We start from the raw sequence: 22010 nt of genomic DNA on the forward strand, positions 1-22010 counted from the left end.
TTTGAAAAAGTCAATATTAATTAGAAGAACATTTTAACATAGGGAGGATAAAGATGAGTACTAAATACGTTTTTGTTACAGGCGGAGTTGTATCGGCACTAGGAAAAGGAATAACAGCAGCGTCTCTTGGAAGATTATTAAAGAATAGGGGAGTAAAAATTTCCATCCAAAAATTTGATCCATATCTTAATGTGGATCCGGGAACAATGAGCCCTTATCAACATGGAGAGGTTTTTGTTACAGATGATGGAGCTGAGACAGATTTAGATTTAGGCCATTATGAAAGATTCATAGATGAAAGCTTGACTCAAAATTCAAATGTTACAACTGGTAAGATATACAGTTCAGTTATAGAAAAGGAAAGAAGAGGAGAATACCTTGGAGGTACAGTTCAAGTAATTCCTCATATAACAAATGCTATAAAAGATAAAGTATATCAAGTAGCAAAAGAAAGAGATGTAGATGTAGTAATAACTGAAATTGGTGGAACTGTTGGAGATATAGAATCGCAGCCATTTTTAGAATCTATTAGACAAATAAAGAGTGAAGTTGGATCAGAAAATGTTTGTTATATTCACGTAACTTTAGTCCCATACCTAGGAAAAGCAGGTGAATTAAAGACAAAACCAACTCAACACTCAGTAAAAGAATTAAGAACTATTGGTATACAACCAGATATCATAGTTTGTAGAACAGAAAAAGAGTTATCAGATGATATAAAAGGAAAGATAGGTCTATTCTGTAATATAGAAGGAAGCTCAGTAATTCAAAATCTTGATGCTGAAAATCTTTACGAAGTACCATTAATGCTACATGCTGAAGGGTTAGATAATTTAGTATGTGAAAAATTACATTTAGGATGTAGAGATATAGACAATTCTGAATGGATTGAAATGGTTAATAAGATAAAGAATCTTAAGAATAATGTTAAAATAGCTTTAGTTGGTAAATATGTAGAATTACATGATGCATACATATCAGTAGTAGAAGCATTGAGTCATGGTGGATATGCTAATAATTCAAAGGTTGAAATTAAATGGGTTAATGCTGAAGAAATTGAAACTGGAGATGTCAATGAAATTCTTTCAGATGTAGATGGAATATTGGTTCCAGGTGGATTTGGAGATAGAGGGATAGAAGGTAAAATTTCAGCTATAAAATATGCAAGAGAAAACAAAATTCCTTTCTTTGGAATATGCTTAGGAATGCAATGTGCTGTTATTGAATATGCAAGAAATGTATTAGGATTTGAAGGTGCAAATAGTTCGGAAATAAATCCAGATACTAAATATCCAGTAATAGATCTTATGAATGATCAAAAGGATATTGAAAACCTTGGCGGAACAATGAGATTAGGACAATACCCATGTAAATTAGAAGAAGATACTAATTCATATGAAGTGTATAATTCTGAGCTTATAAGCGAAAGACACAGACATAGATATGAATTTAATAATACATATAGACAACAAATAGCTGAAGGTGGAATGAAAATAGTTGGAACAAGTCCAGATGGAAGACTTGTTGAAATTGTTGAAATTGAAGATCATCCATGGTATGTTGCAGTACAATTTCACCCAGAATTAAAATCAAGACCTAACAAGCCACATAAATTATTTATAGGATTTATTGAAGCAGCATTACAAGAAAATAAATCAAAGTAATTTGTTTTATTATTGAGTTTAATATATAATAAGTATTATAATTTATTATATATTAAACTTATTTTAATAACTTTAGTAGTTTAAATTATGAATCGTGAATTATATAAAATAAAATTTAATATATTGCATTAAATTCGAAATAAATATCCAAACTAATAGAAGATGTAATTTTATAAGTAGTATTCTAAAATATTCTCAAATGTATATCATTTCTAACTATCTTACTGTTAAATTTTCCGATATAAAATATAACTAAAATTAAAAAGAATTGATTTTATAGATTAATATCTATAAATTGGAGGTGCGAACTTGACAAAAAAAGAATATGAAAGCATGACTTTAGCAAAGTTAAAAGATATTGCTAAAGATTTAGGTGTGAAAAATATATCTAAATATAAAAAGAACGAGTTAATAGAAGAAATATTGAAGGCTTCTGGTAATTTTATAGAAAAGAATGGTGTTATATTAAGAGAAAATATAGCACCTAAGAATTTAGAAGAAACTAAAAGTGTTATAGTAAAAAGCGATAATAGCGAACAGAATAAAGAAAGTAATGATTCAGAAGTAAAAACTAAAACAAATGAAATTGAGAATGTGGAAAAGAAAGAAAATTTAAGAGAAATGATAAATGAATCCAACGCGGCAAAAGGGATTTTAGAAATACTTGAAAATAACAGCTTTGGCTTTTTAAGATGTAAAAATTATTTGACTAGTAGTGAAGATATTTATGTGTCTCCATCTCAGATTAGAAGGTTTAATTTAAGAACTGGAGATGAAGTTGAGGGTAAGGTAAGAGAAGCGAAGGAAACCGAAAAATTTAAAGCTTTATTATTTGTTCAAAAGGTTAATGGGGAGCACCCGGAAAAAGCTATAGGAAGAAAATCTTTTGAAACATTAACACCAATATATCCGAAAGAAAGATTAAAATTAGAAACTTCTGATAGTAATGATTTGTCATCTAGATTAATGGATATAATATGTCCAATAGGAAAAGGTCAAAGAGGAATTATAGTTGCTCCGCCAAAGGCAGGAAAGACTACGTTGTTAAAAAAGATTGCTCAAAATATATCTAATAATTATCCTGATGTAAAGCTTATTGTTTTGCTTATAGATGAAAGACCGGAAGAAGTTACTGATATGAAGAGATCTATTAATGGAGATGTAGTTTATTCAACTTTTGATGAAGAGCCACAGAATCATGCAAAGGTAGCTCAGATGGTTTTAGAGAGAGCTAAGAGAATGGTTGAACAGGGTAAAGATGTTGTTATTCTTATGGATAGTATAACTAGGTTATCAAGAGCATATAATTTAACAATAAATCCTACAGGTAGAACGTTATCAGGTGGACTTGATCCAGGTGCACTTATAATGCCTAAAAAGTTTTTTGGAGCGGCAAGAAAAATTGAAGAGGGTGGAAGTTTAACAATATTAGCTACCGCACTAATTGAAACCGGGTCAAGAATGGATGATATGATATTCGAAGAATTTAAAGGAACGGGTAATATGGAAGTTCATTTAGATAGACGACTACAAGAAAGAAGAATCTTCCCAGCTATAGATATATATAAATCTGGAACAAGAAAAGAGGATTTAATCTTATCTAAAGAAGAATTAGATGTAGCGTTCTCCATAAGGAAAAAGATGTACAGAGATGGTAATTCGGATGATATCACAGAGAATTTAATTAATATGTTATCTAAAACTGCTAATAATAAGGAATTTATAGATGTATTTCAGAAAAAAGTTCAATAGATAACAAAAAAGGATGACCGCTTTATTCTAGTGGTCATCTTTTACTTTTTAGAAATTAACTCATCAGCTATATCGACTATCTTAGTTAAAGAATAAGCTGATGATAATTCTTTGAGTTTTAGCTTAATTTTGGATAGCTCATTAGGATTGTTTATTAAATAATTTATCTTATCATTTAGCTTACTCAAGTCTTTCACATATATTGAGTATCCTTCGCTAGTTAAAAAATCTATATTTTCATTTTCTTGACCTGGGATGGCAAATGGAATTACCAATGGAATATTTTTTACTATAGATTCTGTAACAGTTAATCCGCCTGGTTTTGATATTAAAATATCACAATAATCCATTAAGTAGGATATATCTTTTGTGAAGCCTAATATATGAAGCTTTTTATTTTCGAATTTATTTTCATTGCAATAACTAATTAATTTATTCTTTAAGTTGTCATTTTTACCACAAACTACTGTAATTCTTAGCTTGTGTTGATTTTTTAACAACTCCTTGAGAACTGTAAAAATAGTAGTTAATCCAAGACTCCCTCCCATAAGTAATAAATTAAAATATTCATCATCTTTTAAATCGTTTGCTGATGTAACTTCAGTGTAAAATTTACTACTTATAGGGATACCTATCGGATAAATTTTATTGGAATCAATACCTCTATCTATTAGCGATTTTTTTGTGTAGCTACTCCCGGTTATATAGGCATCGACGCAAGAATCTACATATAGATAATGAGCCTTAAAATCTGTAACTACTAAAATAAAAGGTATATCTAATCCATTCTTTTTCAAGTCTGAAATTACGCTAATATTAATAGAATGGGTAGCGATAATAACATCAGGTTGTATTTTGTTTATAAGTTTTGAAACCTTCTTTCTAGCAATGAAGAAGATAAGTTTTAATAGTTTGTTAGTTAGTTTTGTATCAGTTAGTTTGTAAAAGAAACCATAAGTTTTTGGAAACTTTGAAGCCGAAAACTCATACCCAATTACAATTATATCATTAAGAAACTTGCTGTTTTTAGCTAAAAAATCAAGTTTTGTAATTTCATAGCCAGAATTATTAAATGATTCTTCTACTGAAGCAGCAGCTTGATTATGTCCCTGTCCTGTAGATGTTGTTAAGATTAAAACTTTTTTCATTAAAGTCACTCATTTCAACATTATTATATTACATAGTTTACCATGTATAGTATATAATTTAAATATTAAATTATATACGCTAATATATTAAAAATTAGTTATTTAAATTTTAAGAATGTATAAGTTTGCAAACAATTGCAGTATAAGTTATAGTTCTTATATATCAGAAAATTGAATAAAAAAGGAAAGACATCGTCTTTCCTTGTAAAGTTATTACTTGTTGTCAAGGTTGAATCTCTTGTTGAATTTATCAACTCTTCCACCAACGTCAACAATTTTTTGTTTACCAGTGAAGAATGGGTGGCATTTAGAGCATATTTCAACTTTTAGTTCTTCTTTAATAGAACCAGTAGTGAAAGTGTTTCCACATGCACACTTAACCACTGCATTGTGGTGGTATTCTGGATGTATGCCTTCTCTCATTATTTTTCACCTCTTTCAATTATATAAACTATGTTAATTATTCAATAACAACCATCATATTATATCATAGTAGAATTTTAGCGTCAATAATAAATCCATGTGTGTAAATAATATAAAAATGTCTTTTTATGATGACTATTAAATGATATAATCGAGTATGATACCTTAAATAAGGAGAGTATTTTACAGATGAGTAAATTATATTTTAGATATGGGGCCATGAATTCTGGAAAATCAACTCATTTAATGCAAGTTGCTTATAATTATGAAGAACGTGGTATGAAGGTGATAATTATTAAACCTAGAATCGATAACAAAGGTGGAGATACACTTGTATCTAGGCTAGGAGTAAATAGGCAGGTAGATTTATTAATTTCAGATCAGGATAATATTTTTAAAATAATCAATAGGTATATGAAAGTAAATAATAAAATAGATTGTATACTAGTAGATGAAGTCCAATTTTTAAAAGAATTACAAATAGATCAGCTGTTTGAAATTGCAGTAAAGATTAATATACCTATAATATGTTACGGTTTAAGAACTGATTTTAAAAGGAATGGATTTGAAGGGAGTACAAGACTGTTATTATTGGCTCATAGTATTGAAGAAATGAAAACAATCTGCGCGTGCGGTAGGAAAGCCATATTTAATGGAAGAAAAATAAATAACAAATTTGTATTTGAAGGAGAACAAATCGCAATTGATGATGAAGATAATGTTGAGTATGAGTCATTGTGCGGAGAATGCTATTACAAATACAAAGAAAATTAATTAGGAGAGTAAGTGATTTTTATAAATGGAAAAACGTGATGTTGGAGGTCAAGCTGTCATAGAAGGAGTTATGATGAGAGGAAAGAAAAGTCTTGCGACGGCAGTTAGGACTCCTAAAGGAAATATAGAAATAGATTTTAAAGATAATAGACCAGTAACAAAAAAATATCCGATTTTGAATATACCTTTTCTTAGAGGATTTTTTGTACTCGTGGAGTCCATGAAGGTCGGAATGGAGTCATTGAATTACTCAGCTTCCTTCTTGGAAGAAGAGAATGAAGAACCTTCTAAATTTGAAAAATGGTTAGATGATAAATTAGGAGAGAAAGCTAATAGTGTGTTGATGGCAATAACTATGTTTATTTCTTTTCTTTTTGCAATAGGACTTTTCGTTGCATTGCCGACGGGCATAGCGTCAGTTTTTAAAAGTTCAGGAATTTCAAATGTAATGTTGAATTTGATTGAGGCTCTTATAAGAATAGTAATTCTTTTACTGTATATGTTTTTTATAAGTAAACTTAACGATATATATAGAGTGTTTCAATACCACGGAGCTGAACATAAGACAATATTCTGTTATGAAGCTATGGAAGAATTAACTATAGAGAATGTTAGAAAACAATCGAGATTACATCCAAGGTGTGGGACTAACTTTTTGTTTTTGGTAATGTTTGTTAGCATTATAGTCTTTTCTTTTACCGGTTGGGGCAGCATTATAGAAAGGTTAGCTCTTAGAATTATTCTTATACCAGTAGTTACAGGAATTAGCTATGAGATAATAAAGTGGCTTGGTAAAAATGATAGCATACTAGCTCAAATAATAGCATATCCTGGTCTTAAGTTACAGTTACTAACAACAAAAGAACCAGATGATTCCCAAATTGAGGTGGCAATTGCATCATTGAAAGCTGCAGAGGGAATAAAAGATCCAAATAAAAATATTGAGGAATTAATAAAAACTGGTACAATTACACTGAAAGAAAATGGTATAGACACTGCTAGGTTAGATGCTGAGTTATTGCTAGGAAATATTATTGAGAAAGATAGGGTTTACTTAATCACACATAAAGAAGATGAAGTGAGTAAGGAAGATTCTGAAAAATATTTTGACTTGATTGAAAAGCGTAGGAATAAGATGCCGGTAAAATATATCCTAAATAAATGTGAATTTATGGGGATTGAATTTTATGTTGAAGAAGGCGTTTTAATACCAAGAGGGGATACAGAAATACTTGTAGATGAAGTTCTTAAAATTATAGGAGAAAATCAAGAAATGCAAGTATGTGATTTGTGTTCTGGATCTGGTGCTGTTGGTATATCATTAGCATATTTTAGGCAAAATATAAAGGTTGATTTAATAGATTACTATCCTATTCCAGAAAAAGTTTCATTAATTAATATAAAGGAAAATAAGTTGGAAGATAGAGTTTCTTTTGTGAAAAGTGACTTGTTAGAAGAAGCTGTAAAAAATAATAAGACATATGATATTATAGTATCAAATCCTCCTTATATCGAAGAACGTGAAATAGATAAACTAATGGAGGATGTCAAAAATTATGAGCCTCACACTGCATTGAATGGTGGGAATGATGGATTAGATTTTTATAGAAAAATAATAACCCAAAGTGAGTATGTACTGAGAGAAAATGGGATATTAGCATTTGAAATAGGGTATAATCAAGGAGAAGCGGTAAAACTGCTTATGGAAAATAAAGGTTTTGATAATGTGAAAATTGTTAAAGATTTTGCTAGCCTTGATAGGGTAGTAGTTGGAGTTAAAATTTAATTTGAGCAGATATTTTATATATAAGAACGAGTTCATAAAGTATAAGATGTATAATTTATAAATAAGGTTAGTTGGTTAAGTAATTAAAATATGATATAATGTAGAAATGTGAAAAAAGAAGTACGGAGTGATCAAATGTTATTAGATAAATTAGAATTTATAGAAAACAAATATGATGAATTATCAGTGAAAATAAGTGATCCATCAATTATGCAGAATCAGAATGAATGGAGAAAACTATGTAAGGAACATTCTGATTTAGAAGTTATAGTTAATAGCTATAGGGAGTATAAGAAAGTAGTTGAAGACTTAAAGGCTAACAAAGAAATGTTAAGCGGTGAAAGTGATAAAGAGATGAGAGAAATGTTAAATGAAGAAATAACTGATCTCACAAATAGAGAAGAAGAACTAGAGAGAGAAATACAAATTTTATTATTACCAAAAGATCCTAATGATGATAAGAACGTATTTGTTGAAATCAGAGGGGGCGCAGGTGGTGAAGAAGCTGCACTATTTGCATACAATTTATTTAGAATGTATACAAGATATGCTGAAACTCAACGATGGGGCGTAGAAATCATGAGTTTGAATGAAACAGATCTTGGTGGCTTTAAAGAAGTCGTTTTTATGATCAAAGGTAATGGCGCTTATTCTAAATTAAAATACGAAAGTGGAGTTCACAGAGTTCAAAGAGTACCAGACACTGAATCAAGTGGAAGAATTCATACATCAACAGCTACAGTAGCGGTGCTACCAGAAGTTGACGATGTTGAAATAGAAATTGCTGATAAAGATGTTAGAATAGATGTATTTAGAGCTTCAGGAAATGGAGGACAATGCGTTAATACTACTGACTCAGCTGTTAGAATTACCCATTTGCCTACAGGTCTAGTAGTTTCATGTCAAGATGAAAAATCACAATTAAAAAATAAAGAAAAGGCTATGAAGGTTTTAAAGTCAAGATTATATGAACAGGCAGAGAGAGAAAGAGCTGAAGGAATAGCAGAAGATAGAAAGAGCCAAGTTGGAACTGGGGATAGAAGTGAAAGAATTAGAACATATAATTATCCTCAAGGAAGAATCACCGACCATAGAATAGGACTAACTTTGTATAAACTAGATACATTTTTGGGTGGAGATATTGATGAAATGATAAATGCACTTATTACAGCAGATCAAGCTGAGAAAATGAAATTAATGGGAAACACACAAATGTAATAACTATAAAGTAAAGCCTTGCATTGTATATGTAGGGCTTTAAAAGTACATTGGAGATTGATTATGGATATATATAAGGCTATAAAAAAAGAGAGATTACATTTAAAAGTTTTTTTAATTACTATGGTTATTATTGCGTTTTTTCTTCCGACAGTTCTAATAATAACGGGATTAACTACTATATTTTATATTAGTTATGTAATTTTTATAGAATTTCTAATAATTATAGCTATTATAATTAAGATGAATGCTTATATAGTTGAATATAGGTGTTTAAATAATAGGTTGATTTTTAAGGCTGGTATCTCTATTAAAGAATATTTAATTATATGTGACAAAGTTATACTGGTACATACAAATAAATCTGATTATGATTTGGAAATAGTTTTAATAACAAATGTTGTTTTCAGAAATAAGGGCTTGAGACCTGTTGATGATAATTTTTTAAGAAGATATCCGCAAATTGTAGAAGATTATAATTCTATAAAGCAATTAAACTACCAGAAAGAATATTATTTTCAAATAATAAAAAGAGGTGGACTGAAGAAATATTTATTATTGGATTCAATATACAGGAATTGTGTTAAAGCTATTTATACTGATGAAAGTATACAAAATATAAAAATATCAAGAGGTCAGCTTATAGTTTAATCAGGAGTTTTTAAGAAATAATAAGTTTAGAGTTAGGGGAAGAAGGTAATATGTTTGAAAACTAAAGTTAGTATAATCAAAAGTGTTATTGAGGACGAAGATAAAATTAGAGAAGCTGCTGAATGTATAAAAAATGGCGGAACTGTAGTTTTTCCTACGGAGACAGTTTATGGGTTGGGAGCAGATGCACTTAATGGGGAAGCTGTGGAAAAAATATTTAAAGCCAAAGGAAGGCCGCAGGATAATCCACTTATAATTCATGTTTCATCAAAAAAACTGGATCTATATGCAAAAGAAATACCAAAAGTGGCTAATGAACTTATAGATAAATTCTGGCCAGGACCACTCACAATAATTTTGAGTAAAAAAGATATAATACCAAATGTAACAAGTGCTAATTTAAACTCCATTGGAATAAGAATGCCTGATAATGAAATAGCTAGAAAACTTATTGAATTATCAAAAACAACTATTGCAGCACCTTCAGCCAATATAAGTGGTAGACCGAGCCCGACAGATTTTCAGAGGTGCATAGAAGATCTTGATGGGAAGGTTAATTATATTCTTGGAGGAGAGCAAAGTGACATAGGTGTTGAATCTACTATAGTAGACTGCACGGTAACACCACCTATAGTTCTACGACCAGGCGGTATTACATTAGAGATGCTTAGAGAAGTTGATCCAAGAATTGAAATAGATAAAGCCATAATGGAAAAGCCAAATGAAAATTTAAAGCCAAAAGCTCCTGGAATGAAGTATAGGCATTACGCACCTAATGCTAAAGTTACAATAATTTCTGGAGAAAGAAAAAAAACTATTGAAAAAATTCGTGAAATGGTACACTATAATATAGAAAAAGGTAAAAAAGTATGTATCCTTACTGTTGAAGAAAATGTTTATGAGTATCCAGAAGGTACTGGTATAACATTAGGTAGCCTAAGTGATTTATCAACAGTTGCCAGAAGTTTGTTTGAAGCGTTGAGAAAGTGCGATGACTTAGGAGCAGACTTGATTTTTGCAGAAGGATATGAAGAAAAAGGTGTTGGAGTAGCTATTATGAATAGATTAAATAAAGCTGCTGGATTTGATATTATGAATGTATAATTATGTATTTTGGAAAATTAGAGAATAAACTAGGAGATGATTTAATTATGAAAATTGCAATTGGATGTGATCATGGTGGATTTGAACTTAAGAATGAAATCATAAAATTTTTAGAAAGTGAAAAGCATGAAGTTAAGGATTTTGGTACATATTCAACAGGTTCTTGCGATTACCCAGATATTGCATTGCCAGTAGCAGAAGCAGTTGCAGCAAAAGAATATGAGTTTGGTATATTAATCTGTGGTACAGGAATAGGAATTGGTATTGCAGCTAATAAGGTACCGGGAATCAGAGCAGCATTATGCTCAGATACATTTAGTGCTCATGCAACAAGAGAACATAATAATGCCAATATATTAACTATGGGCCAAAGAGTTGTTGGTGCAGGTCTTGCTTTAGATATAGTAAAAACATTTATATCAGCTAAATTTGAAGGCGATAGACATCAAAAAAGAATAGATAAAATTTCAGAGATTGAAAAAAAAGTATACACATTAGAAAAAAGCAGCTATGCTGCAACCAAGATCATTTAAATTAGAAAAAAGCAGCTATGCTGTAACTAATATCGTTTCATATTATAAGAAAGATAAATGGGGTATATAATTAAATATAAAGGGCTATAAATATAAAAGTTAAACTTGGAGGAATAATAATGAGTAAAGTTGTAGAAATAAATCATCCACTAATATTACATAAGCTAGCTATTTTAAGAAATGAAAAAACTGGATCGAAGGATTTTAGAGTATTGGTAGAAGAAATTTCAATGCTAATGGCTTATGAAGTTACAAGAGATCTAAATACAGAAGAAGTTGACGTAAAAACTCCAGTAGCTGTAGCAAAATGTAAAATGCTATCAGGAAAGAAGATGGCAGTAGTTCCAATTTTAAGAGCTGGTCTTGGAATGGTTGATGGAGTACTTAATTTAATTCCAGCAGCTAAGGTTGGACATATTGGACTATATAGAGATGAAGAAACACTTCAACCAGTTGAATATTTTTGTAAGATGCCGCAAGATATTGCAGAAAGAGATATAATAGTTGTTGATCCAATGCTTGCAACAGGTGGTTCTGCAATTGATGCTCTAACTATGTTAAAAAACAGAGGTGCTAAAAACTTAAAATTAATGTGCTTAGTAGGAGCACCAGAAGGAATTGAAGCAATACAAAAAGCTCATGATGATGTTGATATTTATTTAGCGTCAATAGATGAAAAATTAAATGAACATGGATATATAGTTCCAGGTCTTGGAGATGCTGGAGATAGGTTATTTGGAACAAAATAAGAATAAATTATTGGTAATAAGCATAATCAAGTGGCAAGTTATAAGTGACAAGTTTTTCAAAAAGGCATATAGCCTTTCATAAAAATGTGTTTTTAGAAATTCTAATATAGATTTCAGCAGTAACTTATCACTTGTCACTTAACATAGTGGTGGAGTATAAAAATGGAGAGAAGAGATAAACAAAACTATTATTTAGATATTGCAGAAACAGTTTTAGAAAGAGGAACTTGCTTAAGAAGAAATTATGGTTCTATAATAGTTAAAAATGACGAAATAATTTCTACTGGATACACAGGTGCTCCTAGAGGTAGAAAGAATTGCATGGACTTAAATAGCTGTATAAGGGAAAAACTTAATGTTCCAAGAGGAACACATTACGAACTTTGCAGAAGTGTACATAGTGAAGCTAACGCAATAATAAGTGCTTCAAGAAGAGATATGATTGGAGCTACATTATATTTAGTAGGACGAGATGCAAAAACAAAAGAATATGTAAGGGATGCGAACTCTTGCTCCATGTGTAAGAGGTTAATAATTAATTCTGGAATCTCTTATGTTATTATAAGGGATTCAAAACAGGAGTATAGAGAAATAAGTGTAGATTCATGGATAGAAGACGATGACTCTTTACGAATAGTAAAAGACGCAGGATATTAATTTGTTTAGAATTTGTATATTTGAATAAATCCAACAAGCATTGCGAGTTGGATTTATTTTTAAAGTCAAAAGTTTACCTTAAAAATATATAAAGATAGTACTTAGAAATAAGAGTGACAAAAATCTATAATTGCTTAAATATAGGAGGAAATAACTTGAGTACAAAGAAAATTATTACAATTTTTGGAACTAGGCCCGAGGCTATAAAGATGGCACCTTTAGTAAAGGAGTTAGAAAGAAGAGAAGAAATTGAATCAAAAGTTTGCGTGACAGCTCAGCACAGAGAAATGTTAGATCAAGTTTTGGAGTTATTTGACATAAAACCTGATTTTGATTTGAATATTATGAAGACAAAACAAACATTAACAGGAATTACAAGTAGAGTTTTAGAAGGATTAGAGGAAGTTTTTAAAGAAGAAAAGCCGGATATGATATTAGTTCATGGAGATACTACAACTACATTTGCAGGCTCTTTAGCAGCATTCTATCAGCAAATTAAGGTTGGGCATGTTGAAGCAGGCCTAAGGACTTTTAATAAGTATTTTCCTTTTCCGGAAGAAATGAATAGAAAACTGACAGGAAGTCTAGCGGATCTACATTTTGCACCAACTAGAGGTTCAAAAGAAAATTTATTAAGAGAAGGAATAAATGCAAGTGATATATATGTTACAGGAAATACTGTAATCGATGCTATGAAACATACAGTTGAAGATGATTACATCTTTGAAAATGAGGAACTAAATGATATTGATTTTAGTAAGAAGGTAATAATGATCACTGCCCATAGAAGAGAAAACTGGGGAGAAGGAATTCAAAACATTTGTATAGCATTAAACAAAATAGTTGAACAAAATGAAGATGTAGAATTAGTGTACTTAGTTCATTTGAATCCTGTAGTTAAGGATGTAGTGTTCGAGAGACTTGGAGGAAAAGAAAGAATTCATTTACTATCTCCATTAGATACTAAGGAGACTCATAATTTGATGAATAAATCATTTATGGTTATGACGGATTCAGGTGGATTGCAAGAAGAAGCACCACATTTAGCAAAACCTGTACTTGTGTTGAGAGATGTTACTGAGAGACCAGAAGCTGTAGAGGCAGGGACTGTTAAGCTAGTGGGAACTAATGTAGATCGAATAGTATCAGAAGCAAACGAGTTACTTAAGAATCCGGATGCTTATTGTAAAATGAGTAAATCTATCAATCCTTATGGCGATGGGGTTGCATCTAGGAGGATAGCAGATGCTATATTAAAATACTTTGATTTGACAACAAGAGAAGTAGAAGAATTTAAAAGATAAACTTTGTTTAAAATTTAACAATTTATGCTTGATAAAAGAAATAATAAAAGGTATAATTTAGTTATGTTAATAATTTAACGAAAGTTAATAAAGTAATCTATAAAATTTTAGGAGGTCAAACATGAGAGATGTAGTTATTGTAAGTGCAGTAAGAACAGCATTAGGTAGTTTTGGTGGAGCGTTAAAAGATGTCTCAGCAGTAGATTTAGGAGCTTTAGTAATTAAAGAAGCCGTAAATAGAGCTGGAGTAAAACCTGAATTAATTGAAGAAGTTATTATGGGTAATGTAATTCAAGCTGGTCTTGGTCAAAATACCGCAAGACAATCAACAATAAAAGCTGGATTACCACAAGAAGTTTCGGCTATGACTATTAATAAGGTTTGTGGATCAGGTCTTAGAGCAGTTAGTTTAGCAGCGCAAATGATCAAAGCAGGAGATGCTGATGTTGTTGTTGCTGGAGGCATGGAAAATATGTCAGCTGCCCCATATGCATTAGACAAAGCAAGATGGGGACAAAGAATGGGTGACGGTAAATTAGTTGATACAATGATAAAAGATGCATTATGGGATGCTTTTAACAACTACCATATGGGAGTTACAGCTGAAAATATTGCTAAACAATGGGGATTAACTAGAGAAGAGCAAGATGCATTCTCAGCTTCATCTCAACAAAAAGCTGAAGCAGCAATTAAGTCTGGAAGATTTAAAGATGAAATAGTTCCAGTTGTTATTCCACAAAGAAAGGGAGAACCAAAAGTATTTGATACAGATGAATTCCCAAGATTCGGAACAACAGCAGAATCTTTAGCTAAATTAAAGCCAGCATTTATTAAAGATGGTACTGTTACTGCAGGTAATGCATCAGGTATTAATGATGGAGCAGCAGCTTTTGTTGTTATGAGTGCAGAAAAAGCAGAAGAATTAGGACTTAAGCCAATGGCTAAAATACTTTCTTATGGTTCAAAAGGATTAGATCCAGCTATCATGGGATATGGACCATTCCATGCAACTAAGAAAGCTTTAGAAAAAGCTAACTTAACAGTAGAAGACTTAGATTTAATCGAAGCTAATGAAGCTTTCGCAGCTCAAAGCTTAGCAGTTGCTAAAGACTTAAAATTCGATATGTCAAAAGTTAATGTAAATGGTGGAGCAATTGCTTTAGGTCACCCAGTTGGAGCATCAGGTGCAAGAATATTAGTAACTCTTCTTCATGAAATGGAAAAGAGAGATGCTAAAAAAGGATTAGCTACACTTTGTATAGGTGGCGGAATGGGAACAGCTCTTATCGTTGAAAGAGTTTAACATAAATTAATATTTAAAAAGGTTACTGTGATAATTCTCATAGTAACCTTTTTTTATTAAATATGAGTATAAAAATAAAATGAAAAGAAGAAAATAGAAATGCATGTATTAAGTTATATAAAGTCAGTGGAAAAAATTAAAATTATTATACACACTCATTATCTGAGAGAGAGGGTGAAAATATTATCAAAATAGTGATTATACATAAATCATTGAAAAAAATGAAAGAATTTTTAATCATATATTTCATTAAGGTGTTTTATATACTTGATAACATAGTTAGTGTGAGGATTTGCTAAATGATAATACATATAAATTTGGTAATTATACATTAAAAAAAAATAAATATTGAATAAGGATTAATTTCTGTATTCAATAATATGAAATTCATAATAGTAAGTATAGCTTTATAAAACCTAAAAATAGTATAAAATTCACCAAATTTTTGAAAATCCATGACAAAATTTGTAATGAAAATGTTAACAAAAATAATATTTTGTAGATAAATGTTACAGAATATTTAGAAAAATGAATTGGGTTGATTTGAAAAAATCATTAAATGAGAAAAATGAAGAAATAACCAATATTAGCTGAGCATTCAAGAGTATATTAAATATAAATTGATTATAAAGTGAAAATAAGCTGATTTTACTTTATAATAGTGTTTTATTAAAGATAAATATAAAGATATAATTACTGATATTGAGGTTAAGGGGGTTATGTATGAATAAAGAAGTGAATAAACTGCTTCTACAAACGATAAAATATGATTTGGGGAGCGGATTATTGATATCTTTAATGATAATCTTAATTTCCACCTTTATAAATGCAGGAATCTATATGATAGGTATATGTGTTTCGTTAATAAATTTTCTAGCGAGTGGTTATATCGTTGGAAAGTTTTTGGATAGAAATAAAGCATGGATTATAATTCCTACGTATTTTATTAGGATGGCATTCATAATTGCCACAGTATTTCCTTTTCTGGGAAGAATGGAATACGTAATATATTATATGATAGGCTTTGTTTCGCATTATGTACTACTTATAGTTTTTCGTATTAAAGAAAATAGGAAAGGAAGTGTTTAGAGTGGAGCCCGTGATACCTATATTTTCACCTGAAATTTTTGGTTTTACAGTAGATATTACTGCAGGGATAATAATTGAATGGATTGTTATCGCAATTTTAGGGATAGGTGCTTTTCTATTAACAAAAAACTTGAAGTTAAAACCTGGCAAGACCCAATCGGCTTTGGAAAAAGTCTATCAAACAATAAGGGACTTTATGGTTGGTACTATGGGTGAAGAATATGAATCATTTCTGCCTTATATAGGAACATTAATGATCTATTTGCTAATACTAAATCTATTTGGATTATTAGGGTTTAAGCCACCTACAAGTGATTTGAGCATAACAGCATCCTTCGCAATAACCACATTTTTAGTAGTGAATTTAAATGCTATTAGAAAGAATGGAATATTTGGGTTTGGAAAGGGATTATTACATCCATTTGTCCCTATGCTGCCATTAAACATAATAGAAAGAATTATTTTGCCAGTGTCTTTAGCACTAAGACTTTTTGGTAATATGGTCGCAGCAGTAGTATTATTAGAATTGGTGTATCATCAATTGAGTTCAATATCAATTTTTGCACAATTTGGTATACCGATAATATTACACGCATATTTCGATTTATTTGATGGATTGATTCAAATGATAGTGTTTACAATGTTAACTATGATTAATATCAAGTTAATAGCAGAAGAATAAGTTTAAAAATTATTAAAAAATTAAAATTAATTAATATCTTAGGAGGAATCATAATGAATTTAGGAGTTCTAGCAGCTGGTATAGCTGTATTATCTGGTATTGGAGCAGGAGTAGGTATTGGAATTGCAGCTGGTAAGGCAGTTGAAGCAGTAGGAAGACAACCAGAAGCATCAGGAAGAGTAATGACATTCTTCATATTAGGTGCAGCACTTTGTGAAACTACAGCAATCTATGGGTTAGTAATGGCATTTATGTTAATGGGTAGATAATAAATTCGCATGAGTTAATTACATTGACTCCGAAGGGAGGATATAAGTAAAAATGGAAGTAAATGTATCAACAGTTATATTCAATTGGATTAATTTTGGTCTGATAATTTTGATTCTGAAACATTTCTTTTGGGATAAAATCAAAGGAATAATTGAAGAAAGACAAAATCTCGTTAATCAAACAATAAGTAAGGCAGATGAAGATGCTGAAAAAGCCAGAATGTATTTGGTGAAAAATGAACAAATTTTACAATCAGCTAAAGAAGAAGGTAAGAAAATCACTGAAGCTCAAAGAGCAAAAGGTGATAAACTTTATGAAGAAATTGTTCAAAATGCAAAAGTTGAAGCAAATTCAATAAAGGAAAGAGCTAACTTAGAAATTGAAAGAGAAAAAGAAAAAGCAGAATATGAGATTAAAAAACAAGCAGTAGATTTAGCAGTAGAACTTTCTGTCAGAGCATTAGAGCAACAAGTAGATGAAACAACACATAGAAAACTTATTGGCGATTTTATTGCTAAGGTAGGTATGTAAGTATGCATGAGTATTTGGAAAAGCGATATGCTTTAGCTCTATATGAAATTGCTGAGAAAAATAATAAAGTGGATGAATATTTACAAGATTTAAGAGACATTTGTGATATATTTGATGAGAATAAAGGTTTTTATGAAGTAATTAGACATCCTAAAGTAAATACAGCAAAAAAGAAGCAATTATTTACTGATTTGTTTAAAGGAAAAATTGATGAAGAATTACTTTCTTTCATGATGATATTGATTGAAAAGGATAGAATACTTCAATTAAGAGAGAAACTAGATCAGATGGAAAAAATTGATCTAGAAAGAAGAAATACTATAAGAGGTATAGTTAAAACAGTTGTACCACTTTTAAATGAGGAATTAGAACAATTGAAAGCTATCTTTGAAAAGAAATATGAAAAAAATATTATATTTGACACTAAAATAGATAAAAGTCTTTTAGGCGGAGTTTTTGTTAAAGTCGGAAATGATATTATTGATGGAACTATAAAATCAAAGATAGATGAAATGAAAGAATTAATGCTTAAGAAAGAATAGAGGTGAATCCATGAATATTAAACCAGAAGAAATAACTTCTATTATAAAGAAGGAAATAGAGAAATACGAAAAAGATATTAAAACAGTAGATTCTGGTACTATAATCCAAATTGGAGATGGTGTTTCAAGAGTTTATGGATTAGATAATTGTATGCAAGGGGAATTGTTAGAGTTTCCTAATAATGTATATGGGATGGTTTTAAATCTTGAACAGGATAATGTTGGTTGTGTTCTTTTAGGAGAAGAAAAAGGAATAAAAGAAGGCGATACAGTTAAAGGAACAGGAAGAGTTGTTGAAGTTCCTGTAGGCGAAGCAATGATTGGAAGAGTTGTTAATGCATTAGGAGAACCAATTGATGGTAAAGGTCCTATAAATACAAGCCAAACTAGGCCAATCGAAATTCCAGCAGCAGGTATAATTGATAGAAGTTCTGTTAATGAGCCATTACAAACTGGAATTAAAGCTATAGATTCAATGATTCCAATAGGTAGAGGACAAAGAGAACTTATCATTGGAGATAGACAAACAGGTAAAACAGCTATAGCTATAGATACAATATTAAATCAAAAGGGTAAGGATGTTATTTGTATATATGTAGCTATTGGTCAAAAGCAATCTACAGTTGCTCATATATTTAATACATTAACTGAAATGGGTGCTATGGATTACAGTATAGTTGTAGATGCTACAGCATCAGAATCTGCACCACTTCAATATATTGCACCATATTCTGGATGTACTATAGGTGAATATTTTATGCATCAAGGAAAAGATGTATTAATAATATATGATGATTTATCTAAACATGCAACTGCATATAGAGCAATGTCATTATTACTTAAGAGGCCACCAGGAAGAGAAGCTTACCCAGGAGACGTTTTCTATATTCATTCAAGATTACTTGAAAGAGCAGCTAAGTTATCTAAGGAATTAGGCGGAGGTTCAATAACAGCACTTCCAATTATAGAAACACAAGCTGGAGACGTTACTGCGTACATACCAACTAATGTTATTTCTATAACAGACGGACAAATATTCTTAGAATCTGATTTATTTAATGCGGGACAAAGGCCAGCGGTTAATGCTGGTATATCAGTATCAAGAGTTGGTGGTAGTGCACAAATTAAAGCTATGAAACAAGTAAGTGGTACTTTAAGATTGGAACTAGCACAATATAGAGAGTTAGAAGCCTTTTCACAATTTGGATCTGATTTAGATGCCGATTCTAGTAGAAGACTTGAAAAAGGTAAGAGATTAGTTGAGATATTAAAACAAGATCAATATAGTCCACTTGAGGTTGGAAAGCAAATAATAATATTATATGCTGCTGTTAATGATTTCTTATCAGACATTAAAGTTAGCGATATAAAGAGATTCGAAAAAGGATTCTTAGAATATGTTGATACTCATCATAGAGAAATTGAAAAGTCAATTATTACGGGAAAAACTTTAACTGATGAAATAAAATCTATGTTAGAGGAAGCAATAGTTGAATTTAAGAAGATATTTTTACAAGAAGCATAGCTTAAGTTTTTAAGCTATGCCCTTCTTAGGAGGTGGAGATAATGGGCGCAGCTGGACTTCTTGAAATTAAAAAGAGAATTAAATCAGTTGAGAATACAAGAAAAATCACTAATGCAATGGGACTTGTTGCCACTTCTAAGTTAAGAAAAACTAAAAATGAGTTAGCAGTAAACAATAAGTTTATTGATATAACTGAACCTGTCGTAAGAAATCTTGCAACTACAGCTGGTGAAGAAGGAAGCAATGTTTACTTTGAGGGAAATGATAGTCAAAATAAACTATATGTAGTAATAACATCAGATTCAGGATTATGCGGTGGGTTTAACAGTAGTGTAGTATCTAAGTTAGTAAGTGAAATTAAAGATAAAAAGGATACTGCAAAGATTGTTTTAGTTGGAAGCAAAGGTCTTGGTTATTTAAAGAGAATTAAGATAGAACCAGTAGGAGAATATGTCGGAATTGAAGATGTGCCAACAGTAAGTGAAGCAAAAGAAATATTTGATAAGGCTCTTGAAATGTACTTAAATGGCGATGTATCAGAGGTAAATATTGTATACTCTGACTTTATATCATCAGTTAAACAAGAAACAAAGTCAATTAAGATTTTGCCTATAAGTAAATCTGAGGGTACAACAGGGTCATTTCTTATTGAGCCAGATTTAGACATAGTGTTAGAAGATGCTCTTAATATTTATCTAAAAGGAAAAATCAGAAGCATTTTATTAAGTTCAAAATGTAGTGAACAAAGTACGAGAATGACAGCTATGGATGGAGCTACAAAGAATGCAGATGATTTATTAGACAAATTAAAGCTTAAATTTAATAGAATTAGACAAGGTGCGATTACGCAAGAAATATCTGAAATTGTCGGAGGAGCAGCAGCTCAAAATTAGTAAGGAGGTATCTTATGCCTGGAAAGATGGGAAAAGTAGTTCAAGTAATTGGACCGGTAATAGATATAAAGTTTGATTCAGATTTTCTCCCAGATTTATATAATGCCATTGTTATTAAGGCGGGAGATCATGAATTAGTAGCAGAAGTTGAACAACACGTTGGAGACGATATAGTTAGAACAATAGCTATGTCAGCTACAGAAGGGTTAAAGAGAGGAATGGATGCTGTTGATACAGGAGCACCTATTTCTGTTCCAGTTGGTGAAGAAGTATTAGGAAGATTATTTAATGTATTAGGAAAGCCTATTGATAGATGCGGTGATATTGAAGTAAAACAAGAATACCCAATTCATAGACCAGCACCAAGTTTTAAAGATCAATCAGTTGAACCTGAAATGTTTGAAACTGGAATCAAGGTCGTAGACTTACTTGCACCATATCAAAGAGGTGGTAAGATAGGTCTATTTGGAGGAGCTGGAGTTGGTAAAACAGTATTAATCCAAGAATTAATAAACAATATAGCTAAACAACATGGTGGATTATCAGTATTTACTGGAGTTGGTGAAAGATCAAGAGAAGGTAATGATTTATACTATGAAATGAAAGAATCAGGAGTTATTGATAAGACAGCATTAGTATTCGGGCAAATGAATGAACCACCAGGTGCCAGAATGAGAGTTGCATTAACTGGACTTACTATGGCTGAATACTTTAGAGATAAAGGTCAAGACGTGTTATTATTCATAGATAACATATTTAGATATACTCAAGCAGGTTCAGAAGTTTCAGCACTACTTGGAAGAACACCTTCAGCCGTTGGATATCAGCCAACACTTGCAACTGAAATGGGTGCACTTCAGGAAAGAATCACATCAACAGTTAATGGTTCTATTACATCAGTTCAAGCTGTATATGTTCCAGCTGATGACTTAACTGACCCAGCACCAGCGACAACATTCGCACATCTAGATGCGACAACAGTTTTATCTAGAAGTATAGCAGAACTTGGTATATATCCAGCCGTTGATCCACTAGAATCAACTTCAAGAATTCTTGATCCAAGAATAGTTGGTGAAGAACACTACAAAGTAGCTGCAGATGTTAAACACGTTCTTGAAAAATATAAGCAGTTACAAGATATCATAGCTATCTTAGGTGTGGATGAATTAGGAGATGAAGATAAGGCAGTTGTTGCTAGAGCAAGAAGAATACAAAGATTCTTATCTCAACCATTTACAGTCGGTGAACAATTTACAGGATTAAAAGGTAAATATGTTTCAGTAAAAGAAACAGTAAGAGGATTTAGAGAAATTCTTGAAGGTAAGTACGATGAGTTGCCAGAATCAGCTTTCTTATTTGCAGGAACTATAGATGACGTTATAGAAAAAGCAAAAAAATTAGGATAAAGGGGA

At 30.9% G+C, this 22010-nt stretch carries 22 protein-coding genes; 20 read left to right on the top strand and 2 right to left on the bottom strand.

The window, feature by feature from the left end; all coding sequences use genetic code 11:
- The first annotated feature begins 53 nt into the window (after positions 1–53).
- Both T483_RS0114410 and rho read left to right on the top strand, forming a co-directional pair.
- Entirely contained in the window at positions 54–1664 is a 1611-nt protein-coding gene (locus tag T483_RS0114410) for a CTP synthase (protein WP_026887504.1), read from the top strand.
- A gap of 309 nt (positions 1665–1973) precedes the next feature.
- On the top strand, positions 1974–3416 hold the full coding sequence (rho, locus tag T483_RS0114415) for a transcription termination factor Rho (protein WP_026887505.1): 1443 nt from the start codon (positions 1974–1976) through the stop codon (positions 3414–3416).
- Positions 3417–3457: 41 nt separating this feature from the next.
- On the opposite strand, the gene T483_RS0114420 is transcribed toward rho, so the two are convergent.
- Both T483_RS0114420 and rpmE read right to left on the bottom strand, forming a co-directional pair.
- The gene (locus tag T483_RS0114420; RefSeq protein WP_026887506.1) at positions 3458–4564 is read right to left on the bottom strand and encodes an MGDG synthase family glycosyltransferase; all 1107 of its coding nucleotides are present in this window, start codon (positions 4562–4564) and stop codon (positions 3458–3460) included.
- 213 nt (positions 4565–4777) lie between these two features.
- Positions 4778–4987 (bottom strand): 50S ribosomal protein L31, encoded by a 210-nt coding sequence (gene rpmE / locus T483_RS0114425; RefSeq protein ID WP_026887507.1) that lies wholly within the window; start codon positions 4985–4987, stop codon positions 4778–4780.
- Positions 4988–5176: 189 nt separating this feature from the next.
- Between rpmE and T483_RS0114430 the strand changes: the two genes are divergently transcribed.
- From T483_RS0114430 to atpD, 18 genes are all read left to right on the top strand, one after another.
- Positions 5177–5761 carry a thymidine kinase gene (locus tag T483_RS0114430; RefSeq protein ID WP_026887508.1) on the top strand — a complete coding sequence of 195 codons (585 nt, stop codon included), beginning with the start codon at positions 5177–5179 and terminating at the stop codon, positions 5759–5761.
- A 25-nt stretch (positions 5762–5786) separates the two neighbouring features.
- Entirely contained in the window at positions 5787–7547 is a 1761-nt protein-coding gene (gene prmC, locus T483_RS0114435) for a peptide chain release factor N(5)-glutamine methyltransferase (RefSeq protein WP_026887509.1), read from the top strand.
- Between the two features lie 135 nt (positions 7548–7682).
- A complete protein-coding gene (gene prfA / locus T483_RS0114440) occupies positions 7683–8765 on the top strand; it encodes a peptide chain release factor 1 (protein WP_026887510.1) in 1083 nt (360 codons plus the stop codon).
- Between the two features lie 63 nt (positions 8766–8828).
- Positions 8829–9416 carry a hypothetical protein gene (locus tag T483_RS0114445; protein WP_026887511.1) on the top strand — a complete coding sequence of 196 codons (588 nt, stop codon included), beginning with the start codon at positions 8829–8831 and terminating at the stop codon, positions 9414–9416.
- 54 nt (positions 9417–9470) lie between these two features.
- Positions 9471–10520, top strand: coding sequence for an L-threonylcarbamoyladenylate synthase (locus T483_RS0114450; RefSeq protein ID WP_026887512.1), 1050 nt, complete (start codon positions 9471–9473; stop codon positions 10518–10520).
- A 47-nt stretch (positions 10521–10567) separates the two neighbouring features.
- The gene (gene rpiB / locus T483_RS29150) at positions 10568–11053 is read left to right on the top strand and encodes a ribose 5-phosphate isomerase B (protein ID WP_051560396.1); all 486 of its coding nucleotides are present in this window, start codon (positions 10568–10570) and stop codon (positions 11051–11053) included.
- A gap of 119 nt (positions 11054–11172) precedes the next feature.
- On the top strand, positions 11173–11802 hold the full coding sequence (gene upp / locus T483_RS0114460) for a uracil phosphoribosyltransferase (protein ID WP_026887513.1): 630 nt from the start codon (positions 11173–11175) through the stop codon (positions 11800–11802).
- Positions 11803–11964: 162 nt separating this feature from the next.
- Complete coding sequence (locus T483_RS0114465; protein ID WP_026887514.1) at positions 11965–12459, top strand: deaminase; 495 nt, start codon at positions 11965–11967, stop codon at positions 12457–12459.
- Between the two features lie 155 nt (positions 12460–12614).
- Positions 12615–13763: a non-hydrolyzing UDP-N-acetylglucosamine 2-epimerase gene (gene wecB / locus T483_RS0114470; protein WP_026887515.1), complete on the top strand. Its 1149-nt coding sequence runs from the start codon at positions 12615–12617 to the stop codon at positions 13761–13763.
- 121 nt (positions 13764–13884) lie between these two features.
- Positions 13885–15066, top strand: a complete 1182-nt coding sequence (locus T483_RS0114475; protein WP_026887516.1) for an acetyl-CoA C-acetyltransferase — start codon at positions 13885–13887, stop codon at positions 15064–15066.
- A 723-nt stretch (positions 15067–15789) separates the two neighbouring features.
- Positions 15790–16155: a hypothetical protein gene (locus T483_RS0114480; RefSeq protein ID WP_026887517.1), complete on the top strand. Its 366-nt coding sequence runs from the start codon at positions 15790–15792 to the stop codon at positions 16153–16155.
- 1 nt (position 16156) lies between these two features.
- Positions 16157–16837, top strand: a complete 681-nt coding sequence (locus T483_RS0114485; protein ID WP_026887518.1) for a F0F1 ATP synthase subunit A — start codon at positions 16157–16159, stop codon at positions 16835–16837.
- Positions 16838–16890: 53 nt separating this feature from the next.
- Complete coding sequence (gene atpE / locus T483_RS0114490; protein WP_026887519.1) at positions 16891–17106, top strand: ATP synthase F0 subunit C; 216 nt, start codon at positions 16891–16893, stop codon at positions 17104–17106.
- Between the two features lie 52 nt (positions 17107–17158).
- On the top strand, positions 17159–17638 hold the full coding sequence (locus T483_RS0114495; protein WP_026887520.1) for a F0F1 ATP synthase subunit B: 480 nt from the start codon (positions 17159–17161) through the stop codon (positions 17636–17638).
- A 2-nt stretch (positions 17639–17640) separates the two neighbouring features.
- Entirely contained in the window at positions 17641–18180 is a 540-nt protein-coding gene (locus T483_RS0114500) for a F0F1 ATP synthase subunit delta (RefSeq protein WP_026887521.1), read from the top strand.
- Between the two features lie 10 nt (positions 18181–18190).
- Entirely contained in the window at positions 18191–19705 is a 1515-nt protein-coding gene (gene atpA, locus T483_RS0114505) for a F0F1 ATP synthase subunit alpha (RefSeq protein ID WP_026887522.1), read from the top strand.
- Positions 19706–19746: 41 nt separating this feature from the next.
- Positions 19747–20598 (top strand): ATP synthase F1 subunit gamma, encoded by an 852-nt coding sequence (gene atpG, locus T483_RS0114510; RefSeq protein ID WP_026887523.1) that lies wholly within the window; start codon positions 19747–19749, stop codon positions 20596–20598.
- 14 nt (positions 20599–20612) lie between these two features.
- A complete protein-coding gene (gene atpD, locus T483_RS0114515; RefSeq protein ID WP_026887524.1) occupies positions 20613–22004 on the top strand; it encodes a F0F1 ATP synthase subunit beta in 1392 nt (463 codons plus the stop codon).
- The last annotated feature ends 6 nt before the right edge of the window (positions 22005–22010 follow it).

Source organism: Clostridium beijerinckii HUN142 (genome assembly GCF_000621745.1).
Lineage (GTDB): Bacteria > Bacillota > Clostridia > Clostridiales > Clostridiaceae > Clostridium > Clostridium beijerinckii_A.

Bases quoted from the DNA above. Each gene is read 5' to 3' on its own strand.
- T483_RS0114410 (WP_026887504.1), top strand. From the start codon at position 54: ATGAGTACTAAATACGTTTTTGTTACAGGCGGAGTTGTATCGGCACTA.
- T483_RS0114495 (WP_026887520.1), top strand. From the start codon at position 17,159: ATGGAAGTAAATGTATCAACAGTTATATTCAATTGGATTAATTTTGGT.
- rpiB (WP_051560396.1), top strand. From the start codon at position 10,568: ATGAAAATTGCAATTGGATGTGATCATGGTGGATTTGAACTTAAGAAT.
- atpG (WP_026887523.1), top strand. From the start codon at position 19,747: ATGGGCGCAGCTGGACTTCTTGAAATTAAAAAGAGAATTAAATCAGTT.
- prmC (WP_026887509.1), top strand. From the start codon at position 5,787: ATGGAAAAACGTGATGTTGGAGGTCAAGCTGTCATAGAAGGAGTTATG.
- rpmE (WP_026887507.1), bottom strand. From the start codon at position 4,987: ATGAGAGAAGGCATACATCCAGAATACCACCACAATGCAGTGGTTAAG.
- T483_RS0114420 (WP_026887506.1), bottom strand. From the start codon at position 4,564: ATGAAAAAAGTTTTAATCTTAACAACATCTACAGGACAGGGACATAAT.
- T483_RS0114480 (WP_026887517.1), top strand. From the start codon at position 15,790: ATGAATAAAGAAGTGAATAAACTGCTTCTACAAACGATAAAATATGAT.
- T483_RS0114465 (WP_026887514.1), top strand. From the start codon at position 11,965: ATGGAGAGAAGAGATAAACAAAACTATTATTTAGATATTGCAGAAACA.
- atpE (WP_026887519.1), top strand. From the start codon at position 16,891: ATGAATTTAGGAGTTCTAGCAGCTGGTATAGCTGTATTATCTGGTATT.
- T483_RS0114475 (WP_026887516.1), top strand. From the start codon at position 13,885: ATGAGAGATGTAGTTATTGTAAGTGCAGTAAGAACAGCATTAGGTAGT.
- T483_RS0114500 (WP_026887521.1), top strand. From the start codon at position 17,641: ATGCATGAGTATTTGGAAAAGCGATATGCTTTAGCTCTATATGAAATT.
- atpA (WP_026887522.1), top strand. From the start codon at position 18,191: ATGAATATTAAACCAGAAGAAATAACTTCTATTATAAAGAAGGAAATA.
- atpD (WP_026887524.1), top strand. From the start codon at position 20,613: ATGCCTGGAAAGATGGGAAAAGTAGTTCAAGTAATTGGACCGGTAATA.
- upp (WP_026887513.1), top strand. From the start codon at position 11,173: ATGAGTAAAGTTGTAGAAATAAATCATCCACTAATATTACATAAGCTA.
- T483_RS0114445 (WP_026887511.1), top strand. From the start codon at position 8,829: ATGGATATATATAAGGCTATAAAAAAAGAGAGATTACATTTAAAAGTT.
- prfA (WP_026887510.1), top strand. From the start codon at position 7,683: ATGTTATTAGATAAATTAGAATTTATAGAAAACAAATATGATGAATTA.
- T483_RS0114430 (WP_026887508.1), top strand. From the start codon at position 5,177: ATGAGTAAATTATATTTTAGATATGGGGCCATGAATTCTGGAAAATCA.